The organism is Pseudoalteromonas sp. AWH4_217 (assembly GCF_056161105.1).
The window spans coordinates 192787-215161 of the sequence record NZ_JBSWYM010000004.1 but is presented as its reverse complement, the minus strand read 5'-3'; the positions used below and the strand labels follow the sequence as shown (position 1 = coordinate 215161).

Here is a 22375-nt window from a genome sequence, read left to right as displayed (position 1 = left end):
AATTTGTAGTAAAACCCCGCATAAAAATTGAAATATAACCCTGCATAGCCTACTTTTAAACCGTCTCACATATTCGGTGATGGTTATGATAAGGCACAAAATAAGTCGCTCCAGAGTCAAAAATCTAGTCAAGTTCGCAAGTCAAAAGAATAAAGCTACTTGCTTAGTGGAATCATTCTTAGAGTTCGATGCGTGCTTTCACTTTGAATACTCTCGTGAAATAAAAGCCTTTGAGGCTCAACCGTTAGTATTTGGATATGAATTCAATGGCAAGGTTTGCGGGTACACTCCTGATTTTTTGATAACGCATCACAAGAAGCCGCAAAAACTTATTGAAGTTAAACCCTTTAGTAAAATATCAAATCCTGAATTTAGAGCACGCTTTGCGCAAAAACAGTTAGTTGCCAAAGAGCAATTAGGCATTGAATTGATATTAGTTACCGATAAACAAATTCGTGTTTATCCAACCTTAGACAACTTAAAGTTGCTTCATCGTTACTCTGGCTTTCAGTCTTTAACCGATCTTCAGCTTTCCATCATTCAGCTACTTAATCAGTGGCGAAAACTTACCATTCAAGATTTGGTAGTAACCCTAAAAGCCTCCATCGGTGAGGTACTTGCCTCGGTATATCGTTTATTGTCTTTAGGCAGTGTTATTTCAGACTTAAACACAGAACTTACTTTAGAGTCGGTGATTTGGGCTGATGGAGTTTGAAGACGAGTTTAACTTTGAGGAAGCACCGCAAAAGTTAGCTGAAACCGCTAAAGCGGAAGAGCCTAACCCTCAACCTCGCGATTTAGAGTCACTGCCCAAGGAAGTACAGGCTGCTACACTTGCACGACTTAAATACGTTAAGTGGCTTAAACAGCGTTTAATTGGTGGTTGGACGCAGAAAAACTTAGCACCGCTACTGGCTGAAATGCCTGAATTTCAAGGGCAAGAAAAACCAAAGTGGCGCACGGTTGCTGGGTGGCACGCTGACTATATTAAAGCCGAGGAAGACATTCATGCTTTGATCCCAAAGCATCATCGCAAGGGCAACCGCCAAGCCCGCACCGACACAGACAAATTCTTTGAGCTAGCTCTAACTCGTTATTTAACCAGAGAAATGCCGTCTGTTGCGTCAGCGTATCGATACTATTGCGATCAAATTGTTTTAGAGAATGACAAAGTGTTAGGTGAGCCACTAAAGCCACTCACTTATAAAGCGTTTAAAAACCGCATTGATAACCTACCTCAGTATGAAGTGATGCTTGAACGCTATGGTAAACGCTTAGCCGATATTGAATACAATAAAGTAATGAGTCACAAAAGACCCACCAGAGTGCTTGAGCGTGTTGAAATAGACCATACACCACTGGATCTCATTCTATTGGACGATGAGCTTGATGTACCATTGGGAAGACCAACCTTAACCCTGCTCATTGATGTTTATAGTCACTGCGTTGTTGGCTTTTACCTTGGTTTTCAGAGTCCTGGTTATGATGCTGTGCGCAGAGCGATTAGCCATGCGATGAAACCCAAGAGTTACATGAAAGACGAATACCCTGATATCGTCAATGATTGGCCATGTTGCGGGAAGATAGAAACTTTAGTGGTTGATAATGGTGCCGAATTTTGGTGTCACTCATTAGAGCTTGCTTGTGAAGAGGTTGGGATAAATATTAGCTATAACCCTGTTGGCAAACCTTGGCTTAAACCCTTCGTTGAGCAGTTTTTTAAAACCATTAACGAAATGATGCTTTCGCCATTTCCCGGTAAAACATTCTCAAACATGCTCGCAAGGCATGATTATAACCCGAAAAAAGATGCCATATTGCGTTTTGGCACCTTCACTATGTTGTTTCATAAGTGGATTGTTGATGTATATCATAAAACGCCAGATGCAAGGTTTCGATACATTCCCAGTGCAGACTGGAACAAAGGGTTTGCTGCACTGCCTCCAGCCCAGTTAACGGAACAAGATGCAGACAAACTTGATGTTGTTATGTGTATGGCGAAAAAGGTCACTTTACGTAAAGGCGGAATTACCTATCTACATATCAGATATAATAGTGACGAATTAACTTTATATCGTAAACAATACACTCCTAAAAAAAGTATCAAGATAAAGGCAAAAATAAACTCAAATGACCTGTCTTATGTTTACCTCTATCTAGATTCACTAGAACATTATATTAAAGTGCCGAGCGTTGACCCAGAAGGCTATACAATAGGCTTGTCGCTGATCAGGCATAAAGTCCATCTTAAGTTTCACAGAGACTACATTCAAGGCAAAGTAGATCTACTGGGGCTTGCCAAGGCGCGTCTATTTATTGATGAGCGAGTGAAAGAAGAAGCGCGACAGCTTAAAAATGTAGGGTCAAAAACTAAGGTTACTGGCACCAAAGCAATTGCTAGGGCGCAGGGCGTGGACAATACTCAAGTCAAATCCATTGCTAAAATGTCTGAAACAAAGCAAGCCGAACCAACCCCCGCTGACACTAAGCCTAAAAACGATGATGATAACTGGGATGACTTTGTCTCAGATCTTGAAGCGTTTTAGTTATGCTGACCGAGGCTAAAAAGGCAAAACTCAATCAATTCAAATCAGTGTTTATCGAATACACTATACCAAAGACCATCATAAACGATTTCGACAAACTGCGTATGTACCATGACCTGGCAGGTGAAAAGCCATGTATGATGCTAAGTGGTGATACAGGATGTGGTAAGTCTGCATTGATTAAACATTACTATGATAACAACTCACCATATTTTGTTGATGGTAGGCGGAAAGTCCCGGTACTGCTGAGCCGAATACCGAGTAACCCATCTATTGAATCCACCTTAAAGCAGTTGCTGCACGACCTTGGACAGTTTGGTGCTAAATCTAGCAAACGACTTAAACATGGCAATGAGATAGCGCTGGCTGAAAGTTTAGTTGAGCAACTAAAGCGCTCAGGTACGGAGCTAATTATTATTGACGAGTTTCAAGAGCTTGTTGAAAACAACCTAGGTAAAAAGCGCCGAGACATTGCGAACCAGTTTAAATACATCAATGAAAAAGCGGGGATCTCCATTGTATTAGTCGGTATGCCTTGGATAGATCAAATAGCCGATGAGCCCCAGTGGTCATCACGTATTTTTATTCGCCGCTTTATTCCCTACTTTAAAATATCAGAGAAAAAAGAGCTTCAACTATTTATTCGTGTTCTTAAAGGGTTTGCAAATCGACTGCCATTTTCGGACAAACCCCGCTTTGAGGATTTGAATATTGCATTATCGCTTTTTGCCATTTCAAATGGTTGCCTTAGAAAGCTGAAAAACTTCTTAGACTCAGCACTTACTGAAGCGCTAATAAGCGATGCTGTAACCCTCAACAAGCAATGTTTAAGTTCTGCGTTTAAGGCATGGCGGCCAGAACTCGACAATGTATTTGAGATGAATGTTAATAAAATTCAAGGCTGTGAGGTGGAACAGTATTCCACGTTTAAACCCGATGGCCCTCAAGATGAAGACCCATTTATTGATACCCAGTTTTGTAAGAAAGTGCCACTGGTTCAGTTGTTGAAGAAGTGAATCATACAAACGTCAAAACGCAAAGGTTTGACTTTAGCTTAAGTAAATAAGATAACATTAAAAATCAACAGCCTTGAACTCACGAGTTAGTTTGTATTTCGCGTATATCAAAGCAGCAAGGAACTTATGGAAAACTACATAGACTTAAACAGAGCTTTTGCTTTGATACCTGAAAGTCAGGAAAGGGAATACCAAGATGAGTGGGGTTCTTTTCTTGGTAGTTCAAAGGAAAAAGGTTGGAGCGATGTACTAAAAGAATACCGTTGCGTCATACTTGCAGAGGCGGGAGCTGGCAAAACAGAAGAGTTTAGGCAACAGGCTTCCAATTTGATGAAACGAGGTGATACATCGTTTTTTATTCGTATCGAAGACATTGATAGCGACTTTGAGGATGCGTTTGAAATAGGTTCTCAGCAGGAATTTAGAGATTGGTTAGATGGTAGTGGCGAAGCTTGGTTTTTTTTAGACTCAGTCGATGAAGCTAGGTTAACAAACCCAAATGCTTTCAAAAAAGCTATTAATAGATTCGCCACATGCATCTCAAACGCTAAACACCGAGCGCATATATTTATTTCGAGTCGACCTTATGCGTGGAGGCCAAAAGAAGATAGAAGCATTGTAGATGATACATTATATCTACCTCAGTGCCAGAATACGAAAGAGTCTTCAGTCCATGATGGCTACGAGACAGAGAATGATCTTAGTGCGTTAACCGTGATGATGTTAAAGCCGCTAGATAGTGACAGAGTAAAAAGTTACTGTGAAGCGCGTGAGGCACAGAGTGTTGACTCCCTTCTAGAAGAAATAGAACGGTTAAATTTGTGGACCTTAGCAGAGCGGCCTTTCGATCTGGAAAACATTATTGATAAATGGCAAGAGGCAGGCGTTCTTGATAGTCGAATAGAGCTTTTAAAGCACAATATTAAATCAAAACTGACCGAACAGCATTCTGTTGATAGAGCCGACAGCCAACACTTGGTTTTGGAACAAGCTTTAAATGGGGCCCGTAAGCTAGCGGCAGCGGTTATACTAACTGATACCGCAGGCATTGTTATTCCAGGTTCAACATCAAAATTGAAAGGAATACAAGCCTGTGAAGTATTAAGTGACTGGGCTCCAAAAGATATTCGAGCACTTCTAGAATTGGGTATCTTCAATGATATTATTTACGATACGGTTAGATTCCGTCACAGAGAAATCAGAGAGTTATTAGCAGCAGAGTGGTTTGACTCTTTGCTGCAATCTGGAGCTGATAGAGGCTCAATCTCCGCGCTTTTTTTCAAGGAACAATACGGTGAAAAAATTATTACACCAAGGCTTCGCTCTGTTTTAAGCTGGTTAATTCTATTTGATGATAGCTTCTATCAGCAGGCAATAAGCATTGCACCAGAAATAGCTGTTGAAGGCGGCGATCCAGCCATATTACCACTACCTACACGAGAACGATTGTTAGAGAAGATTGTACTTGGAATTGCTACAAATGAAGATGACCGTGGCGCTAGAGACAATTCTTCAATAGCTAGAATTGCCAGAGAAGACTTAACACCTACAACGGTCGAATTAATAAAAGAGTATTTTGATAACGATGATGTCATTTTTTTTCTTGGGCGTTTAGTTTGGCAAGGAAAAATGGTTGATGCCTTAGTAATGTTTGAGAAGATTGCACTGGATGCTGACCGAGATATATATGCCAGAATCGCTAGCGTGAGGGCAATCGCAACATTAGCTGAACCCAACTATAGTGCAGAATTATGGGCCAAATTAAATTGCTCAGCTCATGCTATTGAGCAACGCCTATTAGCTGAACTACTGGAAGAGGCCTATCCTAATTTACACAATGTTGAACACCTACTAAATTCCCTTGAAGTAATTGAGTGTGATAAAAGAAAAAGTGACTCCTACTCTTTGCGCAATGCAATGGGTGACTTTATATGTAAAGTTACAATTGATAATAATGTTGAGGTGCTTAATAAGCTGCTAGATGGCTTTGATAGGCTGTTTAGGTGTGCACCATTCATAGACGATGAATATTGCAAGGTTTCAACCCGTTATGCTTGGTTGATTAGTTATGCTGCATTAATGTTAGAGAAATTGATCGAGTCAAAGTGCGAGCAGTTATTATCACAAAACGCTTTGTCCGTATTAATCTCTATTGCTCATGCGAAATCTTGGGGGTATAGCGAATATAGTGATTACAAGGATAGTTTGAATGCTCTAATACCGAAGTGGCCTGAATTAAATGATGCGCTTTATTGGGAGACATTGCATCAAGCTCGAACCTCTTATGAGAAAGAGGGAAAAGGGGGAGCTGAACTCTGGGGGGTGTCTAGTCACAATAGCTTTTGGGTATTTGACGAAAACTCATATTCAAGGCTATTGAAAAGTATTCCTAATTTAGAGTGCGAGGAAGAGCAGCTAGCTGCGTTAAGTACAGTGATAGATCTTTATTGGTGGCCTAATAAACCAAAGAAGATGTTAGACGATTTGAAAGTAGCAGCTCAGACTAACTCTTCCTTGCAAGGATTAATGCAAGTAAGGTTTGGTCCAACACTAACTGAAATTAGTGATACTCAAAGGCGACTTTATGCCAGCAGGAAAAGGCAAGAAGTTGTGGAAAAAAAAGAACAGCAGCAACGGCAAGAGTGGATAGAGAGGCTACGTAGTGCACCAAATCAACTCGTGGCGGAATCGCTTCTTAACAATGGTGAAATATCCAATAACATTGTATGGCTTTACTCCGAAATAGTTCAAGAAGGGCTAATTACGACAAGAGCAGGTGGAGCTGATTGGCAAAAGCTAATATCTGAGTTTGGTGAAAAAGTAGCAATGGAGTACCGAGCAATTGCTCAAAAGCTATGGCGCAGTTTCAATGTGCCTCTACAGTCAGAGCACAAATCGCATATAAATAGTCACTCTTATGCTCTTATTGTTGCCCTTGCTGGCCTTGAAATCGAATCGCGCGAGTCATCTGCATTCCCTCATAATCTTTCAGGTACTGAATTAAATCAAGCATTGAGGTTTTTAGGAAAAGAGCTCAATGGCTTCCCTAGTTGGCTTGAAGAGCTATTCAAAGTTTATCCATTAGATACGACTGAGGCGATGGCAAAAGAAGTCATCTGGGAGCTTGAATATGCCTCTAAAGATGACAAAGTGCACTACATATTAAGTAATATACTGCACCAAGCTCCATGGGTACATGAAGCTATTGCTCCCACGATATTCGACTGGCTATATGACAACCCGGAAAAAATCACTAAGTTTCCAGAGTATTGTGTTCAGATTATGGGCGGAGGGAAATATCCTAAAGGTGCACTCATCAAATTGGCAAAACGCGAAATATGCAGAGGAGTTCCCACTGAAATTAAGGCTCGTTGGTACGCCATGTGGGTCGACTGGGAAGCCGAACTCGCAATACCATGTCTTGAAATCTGGTTACAGGGATTATCTGATGAGGAAGCTAAAGTTGCCGCTGAAACTTTTGTAACTTATTTGGTTGGTGATAGAAGTGGTCGTGGGGGGATTGGCGGCATGGAATCATACATAACCCCTCAATACTTAAAACAACTTTATATTTTAGCGCATAGATTTATTCGAGCTGAAGATGATATTAATAGGCCTACAGGAGTGGCTTTTGCTAGTGGACTTCGAGACGATGCGCAAAATGCAAGAAGCCGCCTTTTCTCTCTACTATCTGAGTTACCAGGCAACGCTGCTTACAATGCAATGAAAGAGCTAGAACAAGAACATCCAGAACCTAATTACCGTCACTGGATGAAAAAGCAAGCATATAAACGAGCTGAAGCCGATGCCGAGTTAGAGCCATGGAGTTGTGAGCAAGTTTGCCAGTACGCTACCTATCAGTTGGTCACTCCTAGAACCCATAAGCAGTTGTTTGAATTGGGGGTTTTGAAACTGAAGAATATGAAAGTTTGGCTGGAGCAAGGAAACGATAGCCCATGGGAAACTTGGCAAAAGGCTGAGCAAGAAAATGAGGTACGCAACTTAGTAACTGGTTGGCTTAATCAAAATTGCCGAGAGCAATACACAACGGCTCAAGAGCCTGAGCTGGCAAATAATCAAAGAATGGACATTTGGTTGAACAGCAATTATGTCAATGCGCCAGTACCTATTGAATTAAAATTACTTGACAAAAACTGGTCAGGAAACCAATTGTGTGAGCGATTAAGAAACCAATTAGTTGGTGACTACCTCAGAGCCAATGGAGCATCTTGTGGTGTATTTCTCTTGGTTTCAGCCAATACAAATAAGAGTTGGCAAATAGATAACCAAAGTGTTTCTCTTGATGAATTACGTGATGCGCTGATGAATTATTGGACTTCAATATCCAAAGAATATCCAACAGTTAGTGCAATAGAAGTGATTGTCATAGACCTTAATCAGAGAGGGAAGGTTAGTAGTAGTGCCAAACGAATTAAAGAGGCTTAAATGAATTATAAGGAAAGAGCTGTTCATATTTTAGTAAGAAGGCTTAATTACCTATTGAAGCGCTTGGAAAACGAATTTTTTCATGTACATCCCAGTTTAGAGGAAAATAGGCAAACTACGAGCTTGGCTTTTACCTCTATTCTTAATGAAGCTGCAAACCTCCACGAGGCCGCATTTTGTAGCAGAGAATTTTGGCCTGAAATAACGAGATGGGGCAGTTCACAAGAGTGGAAATGGGAAGATATTAAGGTTCGGTTTACATATTGGCCTGTATTGGAGGTGCTAATGCCTTTTTCATTAGTTACAAATGACAAGTTGAAAATAGAAGGACGAGATGAAAACAACGCAACAAAACATCACGGGAAATTAGCATCATTTGAGGCTGCTTTAAATGCCAGCGCAGCTGCATGGTTTATTGTTTTGGAAAAGGCCCGAGAAGAAGAAGTTTTTTTGGGGGCGAGTGAAGTTGACGATTTAATGAAGCTGTTTGATTGTTATGATTTAATCACTTTTAGTGAGTCAGCTTATGGTCTTAAAGTCTCTAGACCTCTTGCTAACAAGGTGGAGTATCCAGTTGTACGCGGTTCTTCCGAAATACACCAAGCAAAAGAAGCTTTTCAAAATCGCTTTGATTTTTGGAAATCTAAACAATGAGAACAACTAAACTGAATTGATCTATGGAGATGTTGAGTTAACTCGTTTTTGAATATTACTCAAAGTGTTACAAAGGCCAGTCACTTGCTTGCCACATAGCAAACTCTCTGTTTCACAATAGCCCTCTACAATGGATATTTTTGAACATCTTACTTAACTAAGTATTCCTTAGTACCAAAGTGGCCGCTATACTAAGAGAATCTTAGCTATTGAAGTTAGTAGCTAAGGTAGTCATGGAATCACCAACGCCCTTACGTCTAAAAGAGGCCCGCAAAGCTGCTGGTTATACTCAGCAGCAACTAGGCATCGCTTTAGGTATGGAGCCCAACACGGCCAGCGCAAGAATGAACCAGTACGAAAAAGGTAAGCATGCACCAGACTTTACAACCATGAAGCGTATAGCAGATGAGTTGGGAGTGCCTGTAGCTTATTTTTATTGTGAAGAAGATGATTTGGCTGAATTGATTTGTGAGTTAGGTAAGCTCAATTCAGACTCTCGTAAAGCGCTCTTGGAGCACATTAGATTAAATAGAAATGAGGAACGCTAATCGCCAGATTATTTGCGTTCCTTTCTATCCCGCAGATAGGCATGAGCGTCATCAGAAATATCGCACCCTACACTGTTTCTATTGAGATTATTTGCTGCAATTAAGGATGCGCCAGAGCCAAAGAAAGGATCAGCAATAAGTTGGCCTTCAACACTGCTTTGTGAAACCAATACTTCAAATAAAGAAACGGGTTTTTCGGTAGGGTAACCTTTAAAAACCCTTTTATGGCAAAGTATGTCAGGGATGCTTAAGTCATTTAACTTTCGTTTTCCTTTTTCGAAAAAAAGGATGTATTCGTGACGGGCTCTATAGTGATACCCCATACCAATGGATACCTTATCCCAGATGATTGGTTTCCAAAATTTAAAGCCGACTTTTTCAGCTATTGGCTTGATAACAAACATAGTTTCTTGATCACAAAACAAATAAAAATGAGAGTTCTTCTTAAGCACGCGGTATATTTCGACAAGTAACTCTTCAAAGCGTGAATTAGGAAATATCGCAAACCAAGAATTGCTGGATGCTTTGCTATGTTTGAGCCTTGTAGTTGTTCCAACTTTGCGGTGTTTTTCTAGCGACTCATAGGGTGGGTCAGTGATAATTAAATCGACACTTTCGTTTGAAAGTGTCGATAACCATTTCACTGAATCGTTTTTATAAACTTTTAGTGATGATTTCAATTGAACGATCCGCATGTTCGCCCATTTGTGAATGCGGTTGATGCTTTACCTTTAGCTAGGTGTCGACAATCGATACAGTAGCTTTGATCGCCATCCGGATTACGAGCTGTTTTTCTCGCCGGAGTTTTTCCGAAGTTATTTGGGTAAGGGTGGTATACGTGTTCAGAACCATTAGCATCTGAGCAGTGCGGACATGATTTAAATTTTTGACCATTTTGGTCGTTTACGTGGATCATTCCACTATTTAGTTTCTTTCCACAACAATTGCAGGCCATCTAGACCTCCTTATTTTGATCTATGAGTTTTCACTAGTTTCAACCGCTTTCAATACATCCTTAGAGATAGCTAAGTTATAGCTATATTACGACTATGTAAATAATTGGGAGGTGATCTAAGTCAATAATGGTCTTTTGACAACTGGTTTTCATTCAGCTAAACCTATACTAAGTTTTCCTTAGTTTAGGTTTTAAATGCAATTCCTATCTCAAACAACTCCTTATCCCGACGAAACCATTGAAAGCTATTTGCTTCGTTTGTCACAAGACAATGGCTACCTTGGCTTTTCTGATATGGCTGATATTTTGTGGGACTGGCTGGTTACACAAGATCACGACCTGGAGGGGGCTTTTCCAAACGAGTTGCATTCGGTTGATGTGTATAAGGCATCGCAATCAAGTAACTTTCGGGTTCGTGCGCTGCGGTTGGTTGCACAGTTGTCTGGGGTTGAAGCGTCTGGGTTGCTTAATTTATGTTGGCTTCGCAGCAATACACAGTTTGGCGCTATCACGGCGGTTTCTCGTGGTGGGTTATTGGTGCCTCGTCAGTTGCTTCGCAAGTCTGGCATACCTGTTTGCACTGAATGTTTAAAGCAAGATACGCACATACCTTACCTCTGGCATTTAAGAGCCTATAAAGCTTGTCACAAGCACAATCAGCAATTAACTAGAATATGTGGGCAATGTGATGCTGAAATTGATTACAGAGCGTCTGAGGCGTTTTTAGAGTGTGAGTGTGGTGCTGCAATCAAGCAAGGCCCAAAGGCAAATCAAGCAGATTTTAAATTGGCAAATGCCCTTGCAACAAATGCCGTTGCAAAACTTGTCGGGCTTATGGCTTGGTTTAGTCAGTGGCGAGCTATTAGCTATGATGACCATGATTTTAGTGAGCTGTTTGTAAGCTACTTTTCTAACTGGCCCAGTGGATTTGAGGATGAACTAGGTAACACCGCTGAACTTGCGAAAGTAAAGCAGCTTAGGCCGTTTAACCACACACCATTTAATGATGTATTTGGTAGCTTGCTTAAAGACAGTAAACTGGCCTGCGCTGGCTCGCACGGCTACAACACGGTGCAGTTGGCCATCATTACATTTTTAACCAAGCTCGTTGAGCAAAACCCCAAGAAAAAGCACCCAAACTTGGGTGATCTTCTGCTCTCTATGCTCGGTGCCGCAGTAATTCTTGGCACAAGTACCGAGCAAGTGTTTAGGTTATACGAAGAGGGCTTTTTAGCAGCAGTTCAACCACCTAAAAAGAATACGTTTTTAAAGCCGAGCGATAGCGTGTTTTACCTCAGACAGGTCATTGAACTACAACAGTCTTTTGCACCGAACATGCCTAATAACCAACAACAATTTGTACCACCATGGTGATCAATGGAACTGCACACACTACTACAAAATACGCCAAGTAAAGAGCTTACCCAAACGCTACGAGCCGCATTTGCACCATACTCTGAACATATTGATATTACAGGGAGTGAACCTCAAGCATTGGTGATTTTAATTAACCTCACCTACAAGCGAAAAGACATTAAAGATTTAGCGAGTGTGAGTAGTGCCAAAGCTGCGCTACGCGATGAGCAACACCTTAAAACCTGTATTGATGAAGTAAAGTGGTATCACACCCATAATTTAAAATACCCCGATATTCGAGTTAGCCACCAAAGGCTAATGGCGCAAGTGGTTGATGATGGGCTTAGGGTAGTCAGTAGTAGCAGTTATCCAAGGCAATTTGGCTGGTCGCACGACAGCTCTAAAATTAATCATGCTAAGTTGTTTTTAACTGGCTTTGTTTGGCGTGGTGAATATATGTGTTTGGCGCAGCTGCTTGCAAAGCAAGAGGGTTTTTGGGTAGCGCAGTTTAGAGAGCTAGGATTACTAAAAAGAGATGTGATTGCCGTGTGTGAGCAAATAGCCGCGCAGCTCCCTAATGAAGACTTGCCCGAGCAAATTAGTAATTATACCCCTCAGTTACTTATTCCAATTGAACATGACTATTTGAGTGTATCGCCCGTTGTAAGTCATGCCGTTTTAGCTGCGCTGCAAATGGCAACTCGCAGCGGTTTGCTTAAACGCGGGGTCATTGAACACAATCGCCCTGCAAATGTTGGAGAGCTGCCAAGCGCACTGGGCGGCAGAGCGAACGTGCTTAAGTACTTTGCCAAAACCTATAGTGCGACTACCGTTAATGACTACTACAGCCAAGACGAACAACGGCTTTTTAATGTGGCGGCATTAAATAGCAAAACAGTGAGTGAGGCTTTGCTGGTGCTGTCAAAGTCAAAGCCATTTAATACGCTTAGGCAAAAGCGTTTGGCACGTATTGCTGCAACTAAGACGTTACGAACAGCACTTTATGGATGGTTAGAAAAATTTATCAAACTGGCGCAAAGTGAAGCGATAAATGATTCAGCTCCAGAGCCTGTAAAGCTTTTAGCCACGCAGGAATACAAACAATTAGAGCTTGTTTTAAGCCAAGAGCTAAACAGGCAGATGAGTGGACTTAAATACTTAAAGCGTTACGCTTATCACCCAGAACTAATGCCTATCTTAAAAGCACAACTTCGCTATGTGCTATCGCATCAAAATAACCAAGCAGATGAATTTGAGGCGGAGCATATTCAGTACGTGCATTGTCAGAAATTGCGAGTCTACAACGCCGAGGCAATGCCGAATCCTTACATAATGGGTATGCCATCAATCACCGCGCTTGAGGGTTTGGGGCATCAATTTCAACGCAAGCTGCAAAAGCTCTTAGGCAGTGGCGTACATGTGATTGGTGTGGCCGTGTATGTTCGCTCGTATCAATTGCACAACAACAAGCAGTTGCCAGAGCCCAACAAACTCAAAAAAGACGGTCAAAAGCGTGTACCGCTGCGTTCGGCAATTATGCAAATACCTAAGTGCGATATATGTTTTGATTTGGTGTTTAGGGTGCAAACCAACAATCAAGCTGTTGCTAACGACTTGTCTGAAAACCTGCTGAAAGCGGCATTTCCATCGCGCTATGCGGGTGGTACGCTTCATCCGCCATCGTTATATGATCAAGTTGATTGGTGCCAAGTTTATGCAAAACCACCGGCATTGTTTGAGCGTATTCGCTCGTTACCTAAAGGCGGTTCTTGGCTATATCCAACATCGGTTGAAGTGAGCAGTTTTGAGGAACTGGCTGAGCAGTTAACACTGCGACCCACTATGCGGCCAGCTGCACTGGGTTACTTAGCTCTTGAAGAGCCAAAGCCAAGGCAAGGCTCAATCACCAAGTTCCATTGCTATGTTGAGCCTGCTATTGGGTTGCTTGAATGTGTAGATGCGGTCACTGTTCGACTATCTGGTGCTCTGCATTTTTTTAATCACGGGTTTTGGGCCATGCATTGCAAAAAAGCATCTATGCTTATGAAAAAAGCCAAGTTTGAGTACGACTAATGAAACTCCCGCGCCAGCTCACATACACCCGCTCACTCTCGCCAGGTAAGGCGGTGTTTTTTTATAAAACATCCGAAAGCGACTTTGAGCCACTGCAAATTGAGCGGCAAAAAATCCGAGGTCAAAAGTCAGGGTTCGCCGAAGCCTACAAAAAGGAAGCCACTCCTAAAGAGCTAGCACCGCAAGATTTGGCCTTTGGTAATCCGCACACTATAGAGCTTTGCTATGTGCCACCCACGGTGCAAGAACTCTATTGCCGGTTTTCACTCAGAGTAGAAGCAAACAGCCTAGAACCAAATGTATGTGGTGAGCCAAAAGTAAGTTATTGGCTCACACGTTTTATGAGCACCTACAAGCAGCATGGTGGCTTTAGGGAGTTGGCAAAGCGCTACGCCAAAAACATTCTTATGTGTGAGTGGCTATGGCGAAACAAAACATCACCCAATGTAGATTTAGAGATAGTTGGCGAAGGGTTTGACCCTATCAGCATCACCAAAGCAAACCGTTTACGCTGGGATGGCAATTGGCGTGAAACTGAAGATGCCCTACATACGCTCACAGAAGTGATACAAACGGGGTTAGAAGACCCTTACAGCTTTTGTTTTTTAGAAGTAACGGCCAAGCTCGATACCTACTTTGGGCAAGAGATTTACCCAAGCCAATCATTCGCAGAAAGCGATGATGTCGCAAGAGCTTACGCTTACACTCAAATCGCTGATAAAGACGCGGCCTGCTTTCATTCTCAAAAGGTGGGAGCTGCCATTCAAATGATTGATGACTGGTACGACGAAGATACGAACAAGCGATTGAGAATTCATGAATACGGCGCTGACTACAAAAACGTGATTGCCAGACGCAGGCCAAGCAACCATCTAGACTTTTATTCACTGCTACAAAAAGTGGCGCTATACGTAAAAGAAATGGAGCAAAACGGCCTAAAAAACCAAGAGCAAGCCAGCCATATTCACTACATAGCAGCAGTTTTAATCAAAGGCGGGTTATTCCAAAGGACCAAAGAATGAGCCGAGCATATTTCACCATTACTTACCTACCAACAAATTGTGATGTAACCCTATTAGCAGGCCGCTGTATTGGCATATTGCACGGTTTTATGAACAAACGAAGCTGCAACCACATTGGTGTAAGCTTCCCTAAATGGACCGACAAACATCTAGGCAATCAGATAGCTTTTGTGAGTGAAGATAAAACCACACTTAAAAACCTAAGCCAGCAAAACTACTTTGAAATGATGGCCCACGACAAGCTATTTGAAATATCTGCTATCAAGCCCGTACCAGCAGATGCCCCAGAAGTTCGCATTATCCGTGACCAAAGCCTAGGTAAATTATTAATGGGTGAAAAACGCCGCCGAATGGAGCGCGCAAAACGCAGAGCCGAAGCTCGCGGTGAAGAATATATCCCACAGTATGTACCTGACGATAAAGAAATTAGCCCATTTCATAAAATCCCCATCGCCAGCAAAAGCAATCAAAACGACTTTGTACTGCACTTAAGGTTAGAGCCAACAGAATCAATACACTACACCTTTAATAGCTATGGCTTTGCAACAAACGAAGAGCACACAGGCAGTGTTCCGCTACTAGCTTTTAAATCTGAATAGCTTTAAGAATGCTGTATATCAAAGAGTTAAGAGCAGACTTGGAAACAAAAGTTATTTGCTAAAAGTAGGTTTAATTGCATGGAATTTATAAAGTTTTAGGCTAACTTTAATAGTGACCTGCCGCATAGGCAGCTGGAAATTAGCGTCGAGGGGAATATTGTGCCTAAGAAACGTGACCTGCCGCATAGGCAGCTAAAAATCTATGAAATTTGGTCAACAGCTTGTTGACCTATTAACCTGCCGAATAGGCAGCTGAAATTAGGCCAGGAAGTAAACAACCACATCGTATGACATACAACTGCCGAAAAGGCAGGGCTAACTTCAAAATATCTCAGCAAATGCTGGGATATTTTCATTCACTAAAGGTGAGTAAATGCATTCATTACGAGTTCAAGAGTGGTAGGTTTCTTCAGGCGAATGGTAGAAGACAAGTCTCTACCAATCATCCACCGCCAAACTATCAATATCTAGATTTGGCGCGACACATCAAGTCTAAAAGTACATTTAATTAAATCTGCCCAACTTTAAGTCTGCTTACCACCTTAAAAGCGTCAACTTTTCATATGTTTATGAATTGTCGACTGTCTGGTTTAGATGTCGTTCAGTTATTTTTTGTTTGTTATTCCACCATTTTTTGGTTATATATTGATTCGATGTACATTGATTCAGTATACATGATCAAGGATAACGATTTATGAAATCTGCACTGCTGCGTATTATAACCAATCAGAGCGTATTCCCTTCACTGACGGAAATTTCCGTACTGGGACACACCAACATCACCGGCACAAACGGAGCTGGCAAAACCTCATCTCTCGTGCTTATACCTGTTTTCTATGGCATTGATCCGAACTATATGGTCAAGGAGAAATCAAAAAATTTCCAGGACTTTTACCTCTCAAAAGCGCGAAGTTTTGTCATTTTCGAATACCAACGTCAAGAGCAGCTCATTTGTGTTGTAGTGTATCAACACAACAACGCCTTGCATTACCGGTTTGTCATGGGGGATGCGAACTCTACGCTGTTCACAGAACAAAACAAGGCGAAGTTGAACAGTGCAGAAAACATTGACCGTTGGCTGGCTGAACATGTCGCGCAGACAACCGAAGTCTCACGGCAAATCAAAACAATTAAAGATTACTGCGCCATCATTCAACATAATCTATCTCATTTGTCTCCTATAAAAGCTAGGCAGTCAGGACTCAAAGATCTGGCTGACAAGTATTCCTTCTGTCGCCCGGGGCAATCAATGCGGCATATCGAACGGCTGACTTCCGTCATGCTAAAGAAAACAAAGCTGATGGAAGGATTAAAAAACATGATTGCTGATTGCTTTATTGATAGTCAGTTGGATGTTGGAAAAGCCCCGTACAATGCGAACGACACTTTAACTATTGATGCGCTAAGCGCGCTAAAAGGTATGATGTCGAGCCAACGCGAATTCGAAGCCGCCATTCAGGCATATGACGACATTAAAGTAGTATGGTCCACCTTATTGCGACTGAACGATGAACTGGACAGCCATCGTGCCACAATTACCAGCGAGCAAACTAAAACACAATCCCAGCTCGGAGAACTCAGAGCCCAGCTTACAAACGACAAGAGGCAGTTTGACGCCAGCATTAGCGGCAAACAAGCTACAGTGATTGAGCTACAGAGTACATGTGACCATCTGACTAAAGCTCTAGATAAACTCTACCAGGAACGCGATGAATATGATGCCCTTGATCTGGATGATAAAGCCGCGGCCTACAACGAGTTGAACAGCCTTGTGAGCTGCGCGCAGGAGGCAAAAGACCACCATAAGGTACTACTGGAATCGGTCGAGGCCGAAGATAGCGCCTATCAAGCACAACGATCAAACGTGATTGCTAAAGAATCTCAACGGCGCGAAGAAATCGAAGGCAAAATCTCCACAATCGAGAGGGAGAAGACCAATCACCTGGTGCATGTTAATGAGCAGGCCCAGGAGATTGAACGAGAAACAAACGAGGCCATTAAGCAATACGAAGTGACACGCAACGGCAAGCGTAACGAACTCGTGTTGGCGATCAATCAAGCTGCCAGAGACGAAGAAAAAGCTAATCACGAAACACAAGAAGAGAAGGGGGCCCTTGATAAGATCCAGAAGCAACGGGACGCCATAGACGAAGAGGCATCCCGGCTAGACGATCATGAAGGACAAACTCAGTATCAACTGGACGACACAGAGAGTACAATCACAGATCACAAAAACCATCTTCGTGGACTAAAGCAAAAATTAAGCGAATGCGAAGAGACTATTGAAAGTGTACAGAGCTTGCTGCACCCGAATAAAAACAGCTTGCGCGCATACCTTAGTGAAAATGTACCCGACTGGCGTCAAACCTTCGGCCGATTGCTGAGTGTTGAAGCACTGAACAACACACAGTTAAATCCCACTATTGTCGAAAGCAATGACCCAGGTAGTATCTTCGGGCTGAAGCTGAAAACTGAACAGGCGGAACTGCCCGATTACGCTCAACCCAATGAACAACTTGAACAACGCGTCAAGCTGCTCTTGCGTGACAAAGACGCGCTCCTGACGCAGGTAGGCGCCTGTGAACAAGACATTTTAACCACAACCGCACAGATCCACAAATTAAACACAGAACTCAGCCGCATCAAAAATAAACAGCAGAGCTTACGGAGAAATGGCCAACAACTACGCCTAGAACGCGAACGTCTCGAAATGGATTTTAAAAATGCAATGAAAGTGCGCCTTGATAAAGCCAGCCAGGTACTCACGGCTGCAGAACAGAATCTGGAGACTTTCGACACCGAAACAAACGAAACAACCGAAATAATAAGTTCGAACGGCAACAAAAGAAAGCAGGAATACTGCATCCGGGAGAGCATCAGAACCGCTGAATTTGAAGCCGCGATAAAGCTCCTCGATACTCAGATAGACGAAAGCAAAAAGCTGGAAAAAGAACAACTCACTGAACTCAAAACCGTTTATGACGGCATGTTACGAAGCAAAAATATTGACGACAAAGCGGTTACAAAAGCCAAGAAGCGGGCCGATGAGCTGGCTGCCCAGGTAGAAAACGTCAGGGGGTATCGTAAAATCCTTGAGGAGTTCAATCTGTGGAAGGAGACACGATGGGCTACAGTTGAAGAAAAAGAACATAATCAATACAAGAACCAGGCTAAGCTGCGCGAAGAAGAGGCGTTGCTAAGAGCGCTTAAAAGTGAATGCTATATTCAGCTTGAAAAACTGAGTAACGAGTGCGAAAAAATGGAAGGCAACCTAAACACATACAAAGCAAATCTTGCTGATATTGAAGGCCGCCAAAGAGACTTAGAAGAGCAAATTAAACAAACCCCGTTTGATCACCCTCCTGAGGTCCGAGGTGAAGAAACACCATTAGCACTGCTGCTTACTCAAAGCACGGATGTCTGCAATAACAGCCGCAAGCTAACCACAAAAATCAAACAGGCGATACATACGGCCAACGAAATATTATCTGAAGGGAACGCCCGAAACGCGATCTCTGAGGCCTGGGTCCAATACAAGCTAGAATACGATAAATTGCGCATGCCTGGCTCGGAAAGGGACCGAGTGTTTGATCGCGCAGAAGCACTCGAGCGTCTGGTCCGGGAAAGCATTCCCAATATTACCAAATTACAACTTGAAAATATGAAGATGTTAGGACAACGCTACGTGCGCTTTTACGAATCATTGAAAGCTCTGAATCTGAAAGTAAAAAGCGTTTCAAGCATGCTCGGGGAGCGAATGAACACCAGCAATAAATTCCCCGGAATAACAGACATTCGCGTGTTGCTGAAATCAAAATTTGAGGAATTCGAAATTTGGCATATTCTGCAACAATTGACGCGGGTATGGAATGAATGGGCACAAGCCGGACAAACAGAATTACCGGACGACACATTGCTACAAGCCGCGAGCAGCACGGTTGAAGCTATGAAAAACGGTGGCATGCGTAGGTTCCAAAATGATACCGTCAGCCATTACATTGAAATGCACCTATGCTTTTCCGAGAACGGTAACGCGCCTGTCATCATCAAAAATGACGAGCAGCTTGTCCATAGCTCGTCAACCGGCCTAACCGAGTTGGCCCTTCTTGCTGTTTTTGGCGGGATGACCCGTTTCCTGTGTAACGATAACGACGTACAAATACACTGGCCAATGGACGAAATGGGCCGCTTACATGATGAAAACATTACTCGTATTTTCAACTTCATGGACAACGAAAAAATCACGCTTTTCTGCGCTGAGCCCAAATTAAACCAAGTTCACCGCCAGCGCTTCACAAACAAGTACCGTGCAGTGCGCGGCAAAGGAATTGAGCGCTTTCAATATGCTGAAGGCCAATCCCGCAACCGTATTCTAGATGAGGAGCTGACTCATGCCTGAACATTTCATCGACTTTGAAAACACCGCAACATCTCTATTAACCGGACAAGTTGTTTGCGCTATTAGTGACCAAGATGCTCATTCATATCTTCGTGACGAAAGACATTTTGAGGACATGGATATCTACCTTCATCGGCTTGGTCGGCAAATCCGTAAAACGTCAGACGGCCAAGGTTTCTACCTTATATACAACTCTTTGGATAATGGCCACCAGAATGATGCTCAACAGCATTTTAATGTCTTTGCAGGCAAGCTCGACGGTCTTATCGCTTGGTTGCGTCTGTACCGTAGCCTATCAGGCGAGGCTAAACCGGTGGAATATGGGGACACCATCCGTGAATCTGAGCTGCTCGGCGCAATCGAAGACTCTGCGCCACTGGAGACACAACTCTCCATTGTCGCTCAAAAGCTGAACCCAAACAGTGTAAAACAAAACACGAAAGGAAAACTGACTTCAACGCTGAACTATCTCCGCGATGAGCAGTTTCTGACTCCTGTCGGCGGGAGAGCGGGGACAGTGTACAGAGCAACCGCAAAGTGGTCACTTCTTTACGAACAGCTTGAGTTTATCCGCCAGCAAGACGGTCTGCTGATCACCGATACGCACGAAAAAGACGAAGAGCAAATAGAGTTTAACCTATGAACGCAGAACTGGAAGAAACGAAAAAGGCGATCTCCGCATTGAAAAATCATGCAGCGCCGGTGAGCAACGCCTGCGTTAATAATCACGGACAGCTCGAAGATACAGACGACAATAATGCGACCGTACAAGCCCTGCTTAAACATAAACTGGCATACCCTTCTGACATCGCAGCGGGGATCCAGATCCACGGTAAAGTGAGGGGGCTATTTAACCACGTCTCAGCGCGCGTGCAGTTTCGTGCACACCATGCAACCTTTGCCGGACTCGTAGATGAACTGGAAAACAGCATTTATATATACCAACACGCCAGAAATCGCGGCAGCGATCTGCAGTCCCCGGAAATAGATATTCAAGATAAGGTTGTGGAAATCTCCGAATTACTTACAGAGGCGGTTTCCATGTTTCACTTTTTGGTGAGTGATGAGTTCAGCTTGACGCCTAGCATTGCTGAACGGGTTCGGCTGACAAAGCGTTGCATCGACCAACTGGAACAATTCACTACATTATTTAGGGAACTGGAAGTTGAAAAACTACGCGCCCGGGTAGGCCACGACATTTTTCTCGAGCGGCAACTGATGAAACGCTTAAAGCGCATTGTCGACGACAATGTTACAAGCATGGCCGAAATTGGCCGGCGGCTTCATCACATGCTTAATAAGTTCATTCGAGATGAGCGCATACAGCAGCTTAACGGACTTATTGATACTTTCAGTGCACACTATGCCCGGGAGCCTGGCTACACCCCTAATATCTCCGGCATGGACAGTCTTCCAGAATTTTTCCATTTAACAGCCCCATTATTCACCACTGGTTACGCAGACATCGATTCTGCAATTGATGGAGACGTTCTTGAGGGCATGGCTATCAAGGCTCTGAAAAAAAAACAGCAGGCCGAGAAACCTAAAGGGCCAAACTCAGAGCTCCCCGTTATCGATACCAGAGGCGAACAAGGAGAGGCTGAAACCTTAGACCCCGTATTTGCTTGCGCAGAGGAGTTCATCGAAGCATTGATGAACAGTAAGCGCATCCGCCACTTGTCCGCCATGGAGCAACACGGAAAACTGGAGGTCCCTGCATCTCCCGCTGACTGGATGATGACACTGATGAACTATTATGATGCGCAAAAAGAAGCAATAAACCAGATCTGGGACGCGCAAGTACAAGACTTACCTGATATCGTTTACTCCGGAACAAGTGACGTCACCGATATCATTTTCATTCGCAGAACGAGACCTTTCGCATGAAACTTACAAGAAAAGGGATCAAGACAATCCAGGAACTGCTTGTCAAGCGTGAACCAAGCTTGCCGGACTCAACGGCCTCGCACGCGTTTTTGAAAAATATTCCTGACACCGGCCCTATGGGTATTGTGCGAGGCAAACGAATATTCCTCACCAGCGAAGAAGTTAGGCGCATTGCAATTGCGTATACACAATGTCTTGGCCACCCGGTCCACACATACAACCTCAACGCTGATAATTATCTTGATGGCGCGAGACAGACCGCACAGGAAAAAGTCGCTACAGCTACTGGCCCGTTCGCCGGGCTGATGCACATGGCTTACCCGTCACCGAGAGGGATCCCTTTTGTTCAAGGTCATAACCCAGTCACCCCTCCAGGCACCTTCCTTTTTGCAGAACCAGCGGCACTGGATATGACCCAAATAAACCATGCACTCATCGTAGAAAATGGCACGCCATTCAGGCTCTGGGATCGAATAAGACATATTATGCCTGGTCGCGATGAAACGCTTATTCTGTATCGAGGACACGATAAGGCAGCAAAACTCGTACTAGAACTATTGGAAAAAGAACACGCTAATTGCACCTTCACAGTCTTTTTTGACTTTGATGGGGCTGGGCTGGAAAAGGCTGAGCAATTTGCGAACTTGGGTGCTCGTCAAGTAATCTTGCCTTCAGAGGGCGCAGCACTAGATGTTAAAATGAATAAAAAGGCTGAATTCACCAAACAACGTCATCAATTATATGGTGTTATTAACCGAGAACGATATCCAAGTCTGACCAGAGCCGGAAACCGCATTAAGGATTCAGAATTTGCTATTACTCAAGAGACATTGATCTCTAATAGTGTTCAGTTGAGAGTTTACCCTCTTTAAGG

General features: G+C 43.1%; 15 protein-coding genes. 14 read left to right on the top strand and 1 reads right to left on the bottom strand.

What is annotated here, in order from left to right; all coding sequences use genetic code 11:
• Positions 1 to 166: 166 nt before the first annotated feature.
• The 6 genes from ACXAH1_RS06155 (at position 167) to ACXAH1_RS06130 (ending at position 9210) form a co-directional block, all read left to right on the top strand.
• Positions 167 to 715 carry a TnsA endonuclease N-terminal domain-containing protein gene (locus ACXAH1_RS06155; protein ID WP_475194854.1) on the top strand — a complete coding sequence of 183 codons (549 nt, stop codon included), beginning with the start codon at positions 167 to 169 and terminating at the stop codon, positions 713 to 715.
• Positions 705 to 2546, top strand: coding sequence for a Mu transposase C-terminal domain-containing protein (locus ACXAH1_RS06150; RefSeq protein WP_475194852.1), 1842 nt, complete (start codon positions 705 to 707; stop codon positions 2544 to 2546). The genes ACXAH1_RS06155 and ACXAH1_RS06150 overlap by 11 nt, the downstream gene beginning before the upstream one ends.
• A gap of 2 nt (positions 2547 to 2548) precedes the next feature.
• The gene (locus ACXAH1_RS06145) at positions 2549 to 3562 is read left to right on the top strand and encodes a TniB family NTP-binding protein (RefSeq protein WP_475194850.1); all 1014 of its coding nucleotides are present in this window, start codon (positions 2549 to 2551) and stop codon (positions 3560 to 3562) included.
• Positions 3563 to 3688: 126 nt separating this feature from the next.
• Complete coding sequence (locus tag ACXAH1_RS06140; RefSeq protein WP_475194848.1) at positions 3689 to 8008, top strand: NACHT domain-containing protein; 4320 nt, start codon at positions 3689 to 3691, stop codon at positions 8006 to 8008.
• Positions 8009 to 8662: a hypothetical protein gene (locus ACXAH1_RS06135; RefSeq protein ID WP_475194845.1), complete on the top strand. Its 654-nt coding sequence runs from the start codon at positions 8009 to 8011 to the stop codon at positions 8660 to 8662. It abuts the gene before it with no gap.
• 233 nt (positions 8663 to 8895) lie between these two features.
• Positions 8896 to 9210 (top strand): helix-turn-helix domain-containing protein, encoded by a 315-nt coding sequence (locus ACXAH1_RS06130; protein ID WP_017216068.1) that lies wholly within the window; start codon positions 8896 to 8898, stop codon positions 9208 to 9210.
• Positions 9211 to 9218: 8 nt separating this feature from the next.
• Here ACXAH1_RS06130 and ACXAH1_RS06125 read toward each other — a convergent pair whose 3' ends face one another.
• Entirely contained in the window at positions 9219 to 9905 is a 687-nt protein-coding gene (locus ACXAH1_RS06125; RefSeq protein ID WP_475194842.1) for a DNA-methyltransferase, read from the bottom strand.
• A gap of 455 nt (positions 9906 to 10360) precedes the next feature.
• Between ACXAH1_RS06125 and ACXAH1_RS06120 the strand changes: the two genes are divergently transcribed.
• The 8 genes from ACXAH1_RS06120 (at position 10361) to ACXAH1_RS06085 (ending at position 22373) form a co-directional block, all read left to right on the top strand.
• Positions 10361 to 11539 (top strand): TniQ family protein, encoded by a 1179-nt coding sequence (locus tag ACXAH1_RS06120; RefSeq protein WP_475194838.1) that lies wholly within the window; start codon positions 10361 to 10363, stop codon positions 11537 to 11539.
• A 3-nt stretch (positions 11540 to 11542) separates the two neighbouring features.
• The gene (locus ACXAH1_RS06115) at positions 11543 to 13594 is read left to right on the top strand and encodes a type I-F CRISPR-associated protein Csy2 (RefSeq protein WP_475194832.1); all 2052 of its coding nucleotides are present in this window, start codon (positions 11543 to 11545) and stop codon (positions 13592 to 13594) included.
• A complete protein-coding gene (gene csy3, locus ACXAH1_RS06110) occupies positions 13594 to 14616 on the top strand; it encodes a type I-F CRISPR-associated protein Csy3 (protein WP_475194827.1) in 1023 nt (340 codons plus the stop codon). The genes ACXAH1_RS06115 and csy3 overlap by 1 nt, the downstream gene beginning before the upstream one ends.
• Positions 14613 to 15215 carry a type I-F CRISPR-associated endoribonuclease Cas6/Csy4 gene (gene cas6f / locus ACXAH1_RS06105; RefSeq protein WP_475194825.1) on the top strand — a complete coding sequence of 201 codons (603 nt, stop codon included), beginning with the start codon at positions 14613 to 14615 and terminating at the stop codon, positions 15213 to 15215. The genes csy3 and cas6f overlap by 4 nt, the downstream gene beginning before the upstream one ends.
• Before the next feature lie 694 nt (positions 15216 to 15909).
• A complete protein-coding gene (locus ACXAH1_RS06100) occupies positions 15910 to 19614 on the top strand; it encodes an ATP-binding protein (protein WP_475194822.1) in 3705 nt (1234 codons plus the stop codon).
• Entirely contained in the window at positions 19607 to 20257 is a 651-nt protein-coding gene (locus tag ACXAH1_RS06095) for a hypothetical protein (protein ID WP_475194820.1), read from the top strand. The genes ACXAH1_RS06100 and ACXAH1_RS06095 overlap by 8 nt, the downstream gene beginning before the upstream one ends.
• Positions 20254 to 21501 (top strand): hypothetical protein, encoded by a 1248-nt coding sequence (locus ACXAH1_RS06090; protein WP_475194817.1) that lies wholly within the window; start codon positions 20254 to 20256, stop codon positions 21499 to 21501. The genes ACXAH1_RS06095 and ACXAH1_RS06090 overlap by 4 nt, the downstream gene beginning before the upstream one ends.
• Entirely contained in the window at positions 21498 to 22373 is an 876-nt protein-coding gene (locus ACXAH1_RS06085; RefSeq protein WP_475194815.1) for a DUF7281 domain-containing protein, read from the top strand. Before ACXAH1_RS06090 ends, ACXAH1_RS06085 begins: the two co-directional genes overlap by 4 nt.
• The last annotated feature ends 2 nt before the right edge of the window (positions 22374 to 22375 follow it).

Coding starts and splice junctions, on each gene's coding strand:
- ACXAH1_RS06130 (WP_017216068.1), top strand. CDS start 8,896: ATGGAATCACCAACGCCCTTACGTCTAAAAGAGGCCCGCAAAGCTGCT.
- ACXAH1_RS06125 (WP_475194842.1), bottom strand. CDS start 9,905: ATGCGGATCGTTCAATTGAAATCATCACTAAAAGTTTATAAAAACGAT.
- csy3 (WP_475194827.1), top strand. CDS start 13,594: ATGAAACTCCCGCGCCAGCTCACATACACCCGCTCACTCTCGCCAGGT.
- ACXAH1_RS06090 (WP_475194817.1), top strand. CDS start 20,254: ATGAACGCAGAACTGGAAGAAACGAAAAAGGCGATCTCCGCATTGAAA.
- ACXAH1_RS06100 (WP_475194822.1), top strand. CDS start 15,910: ATGAAATCTGCACTGCTGCGTATTATAACCAATCAGAGCGTATTCCCT.
- ACXAH1_RS06095 (WP_475194820.1), top strand. CDS start 19,607: ATGCCTGAACATTTCATCGACTTTGAAAACACCGCAACATCTCTATTA.
- ACXAH1_RS06085 (WP_475194815.1), top strand. CDS start 21,498: ATGAAACTTACAAGAAAAGGGATCAAGACAATCCAGGAACTGCTTGTC.
- ACXAH1_RS06135 (WP_475194845.1), top strand. CDS start 8,009: ATGAATTATAAGGAAAGAGCTGTTCATATTTTAGTAAGAAGGCTTAAT.
- ACXAH1_RS06115 (WP_475194832.1), top strand. CDS start 11,543: ATGGAACTGCACACACTACTACAAAATACGCCAAGTAAAGAGCTTACC.
- ACXAH1_RS06145 (WP_475194850.1), top strand. CDS start 2,549: ATGCTGACCGAGGCTAAAAAGGCAAAACTCAATCAATTCAAATCAGTG.
- ACXAH1_RS06140 (WP_475194848.1), top strand. CDS start 3,689: ATGGAAAACTACATAGACTTAAACAGAGCTTTTGCTTTGATACCTGAA.
- ACXAH1_RS06150 (WP_475194852.1), top strand. CDS start 705: ATGGAGTTTGAAGACGAGTTTAACTTTGAGGAAGCACCGCAAAAGTTA.
- cas6f (WP_475194825.1), top strand. CDS start 14,613: ATGAGCCGAGCATATTTCACCATTACTTACCTACCAACAAATTGTGAT.
- ACXAH1_RS06120 (WP_475194838.1), top strand. CDS start 10,361: ATGCAATTCCTATCTCAAACAACTCCTTATCCCGACGAAACCATTGAA.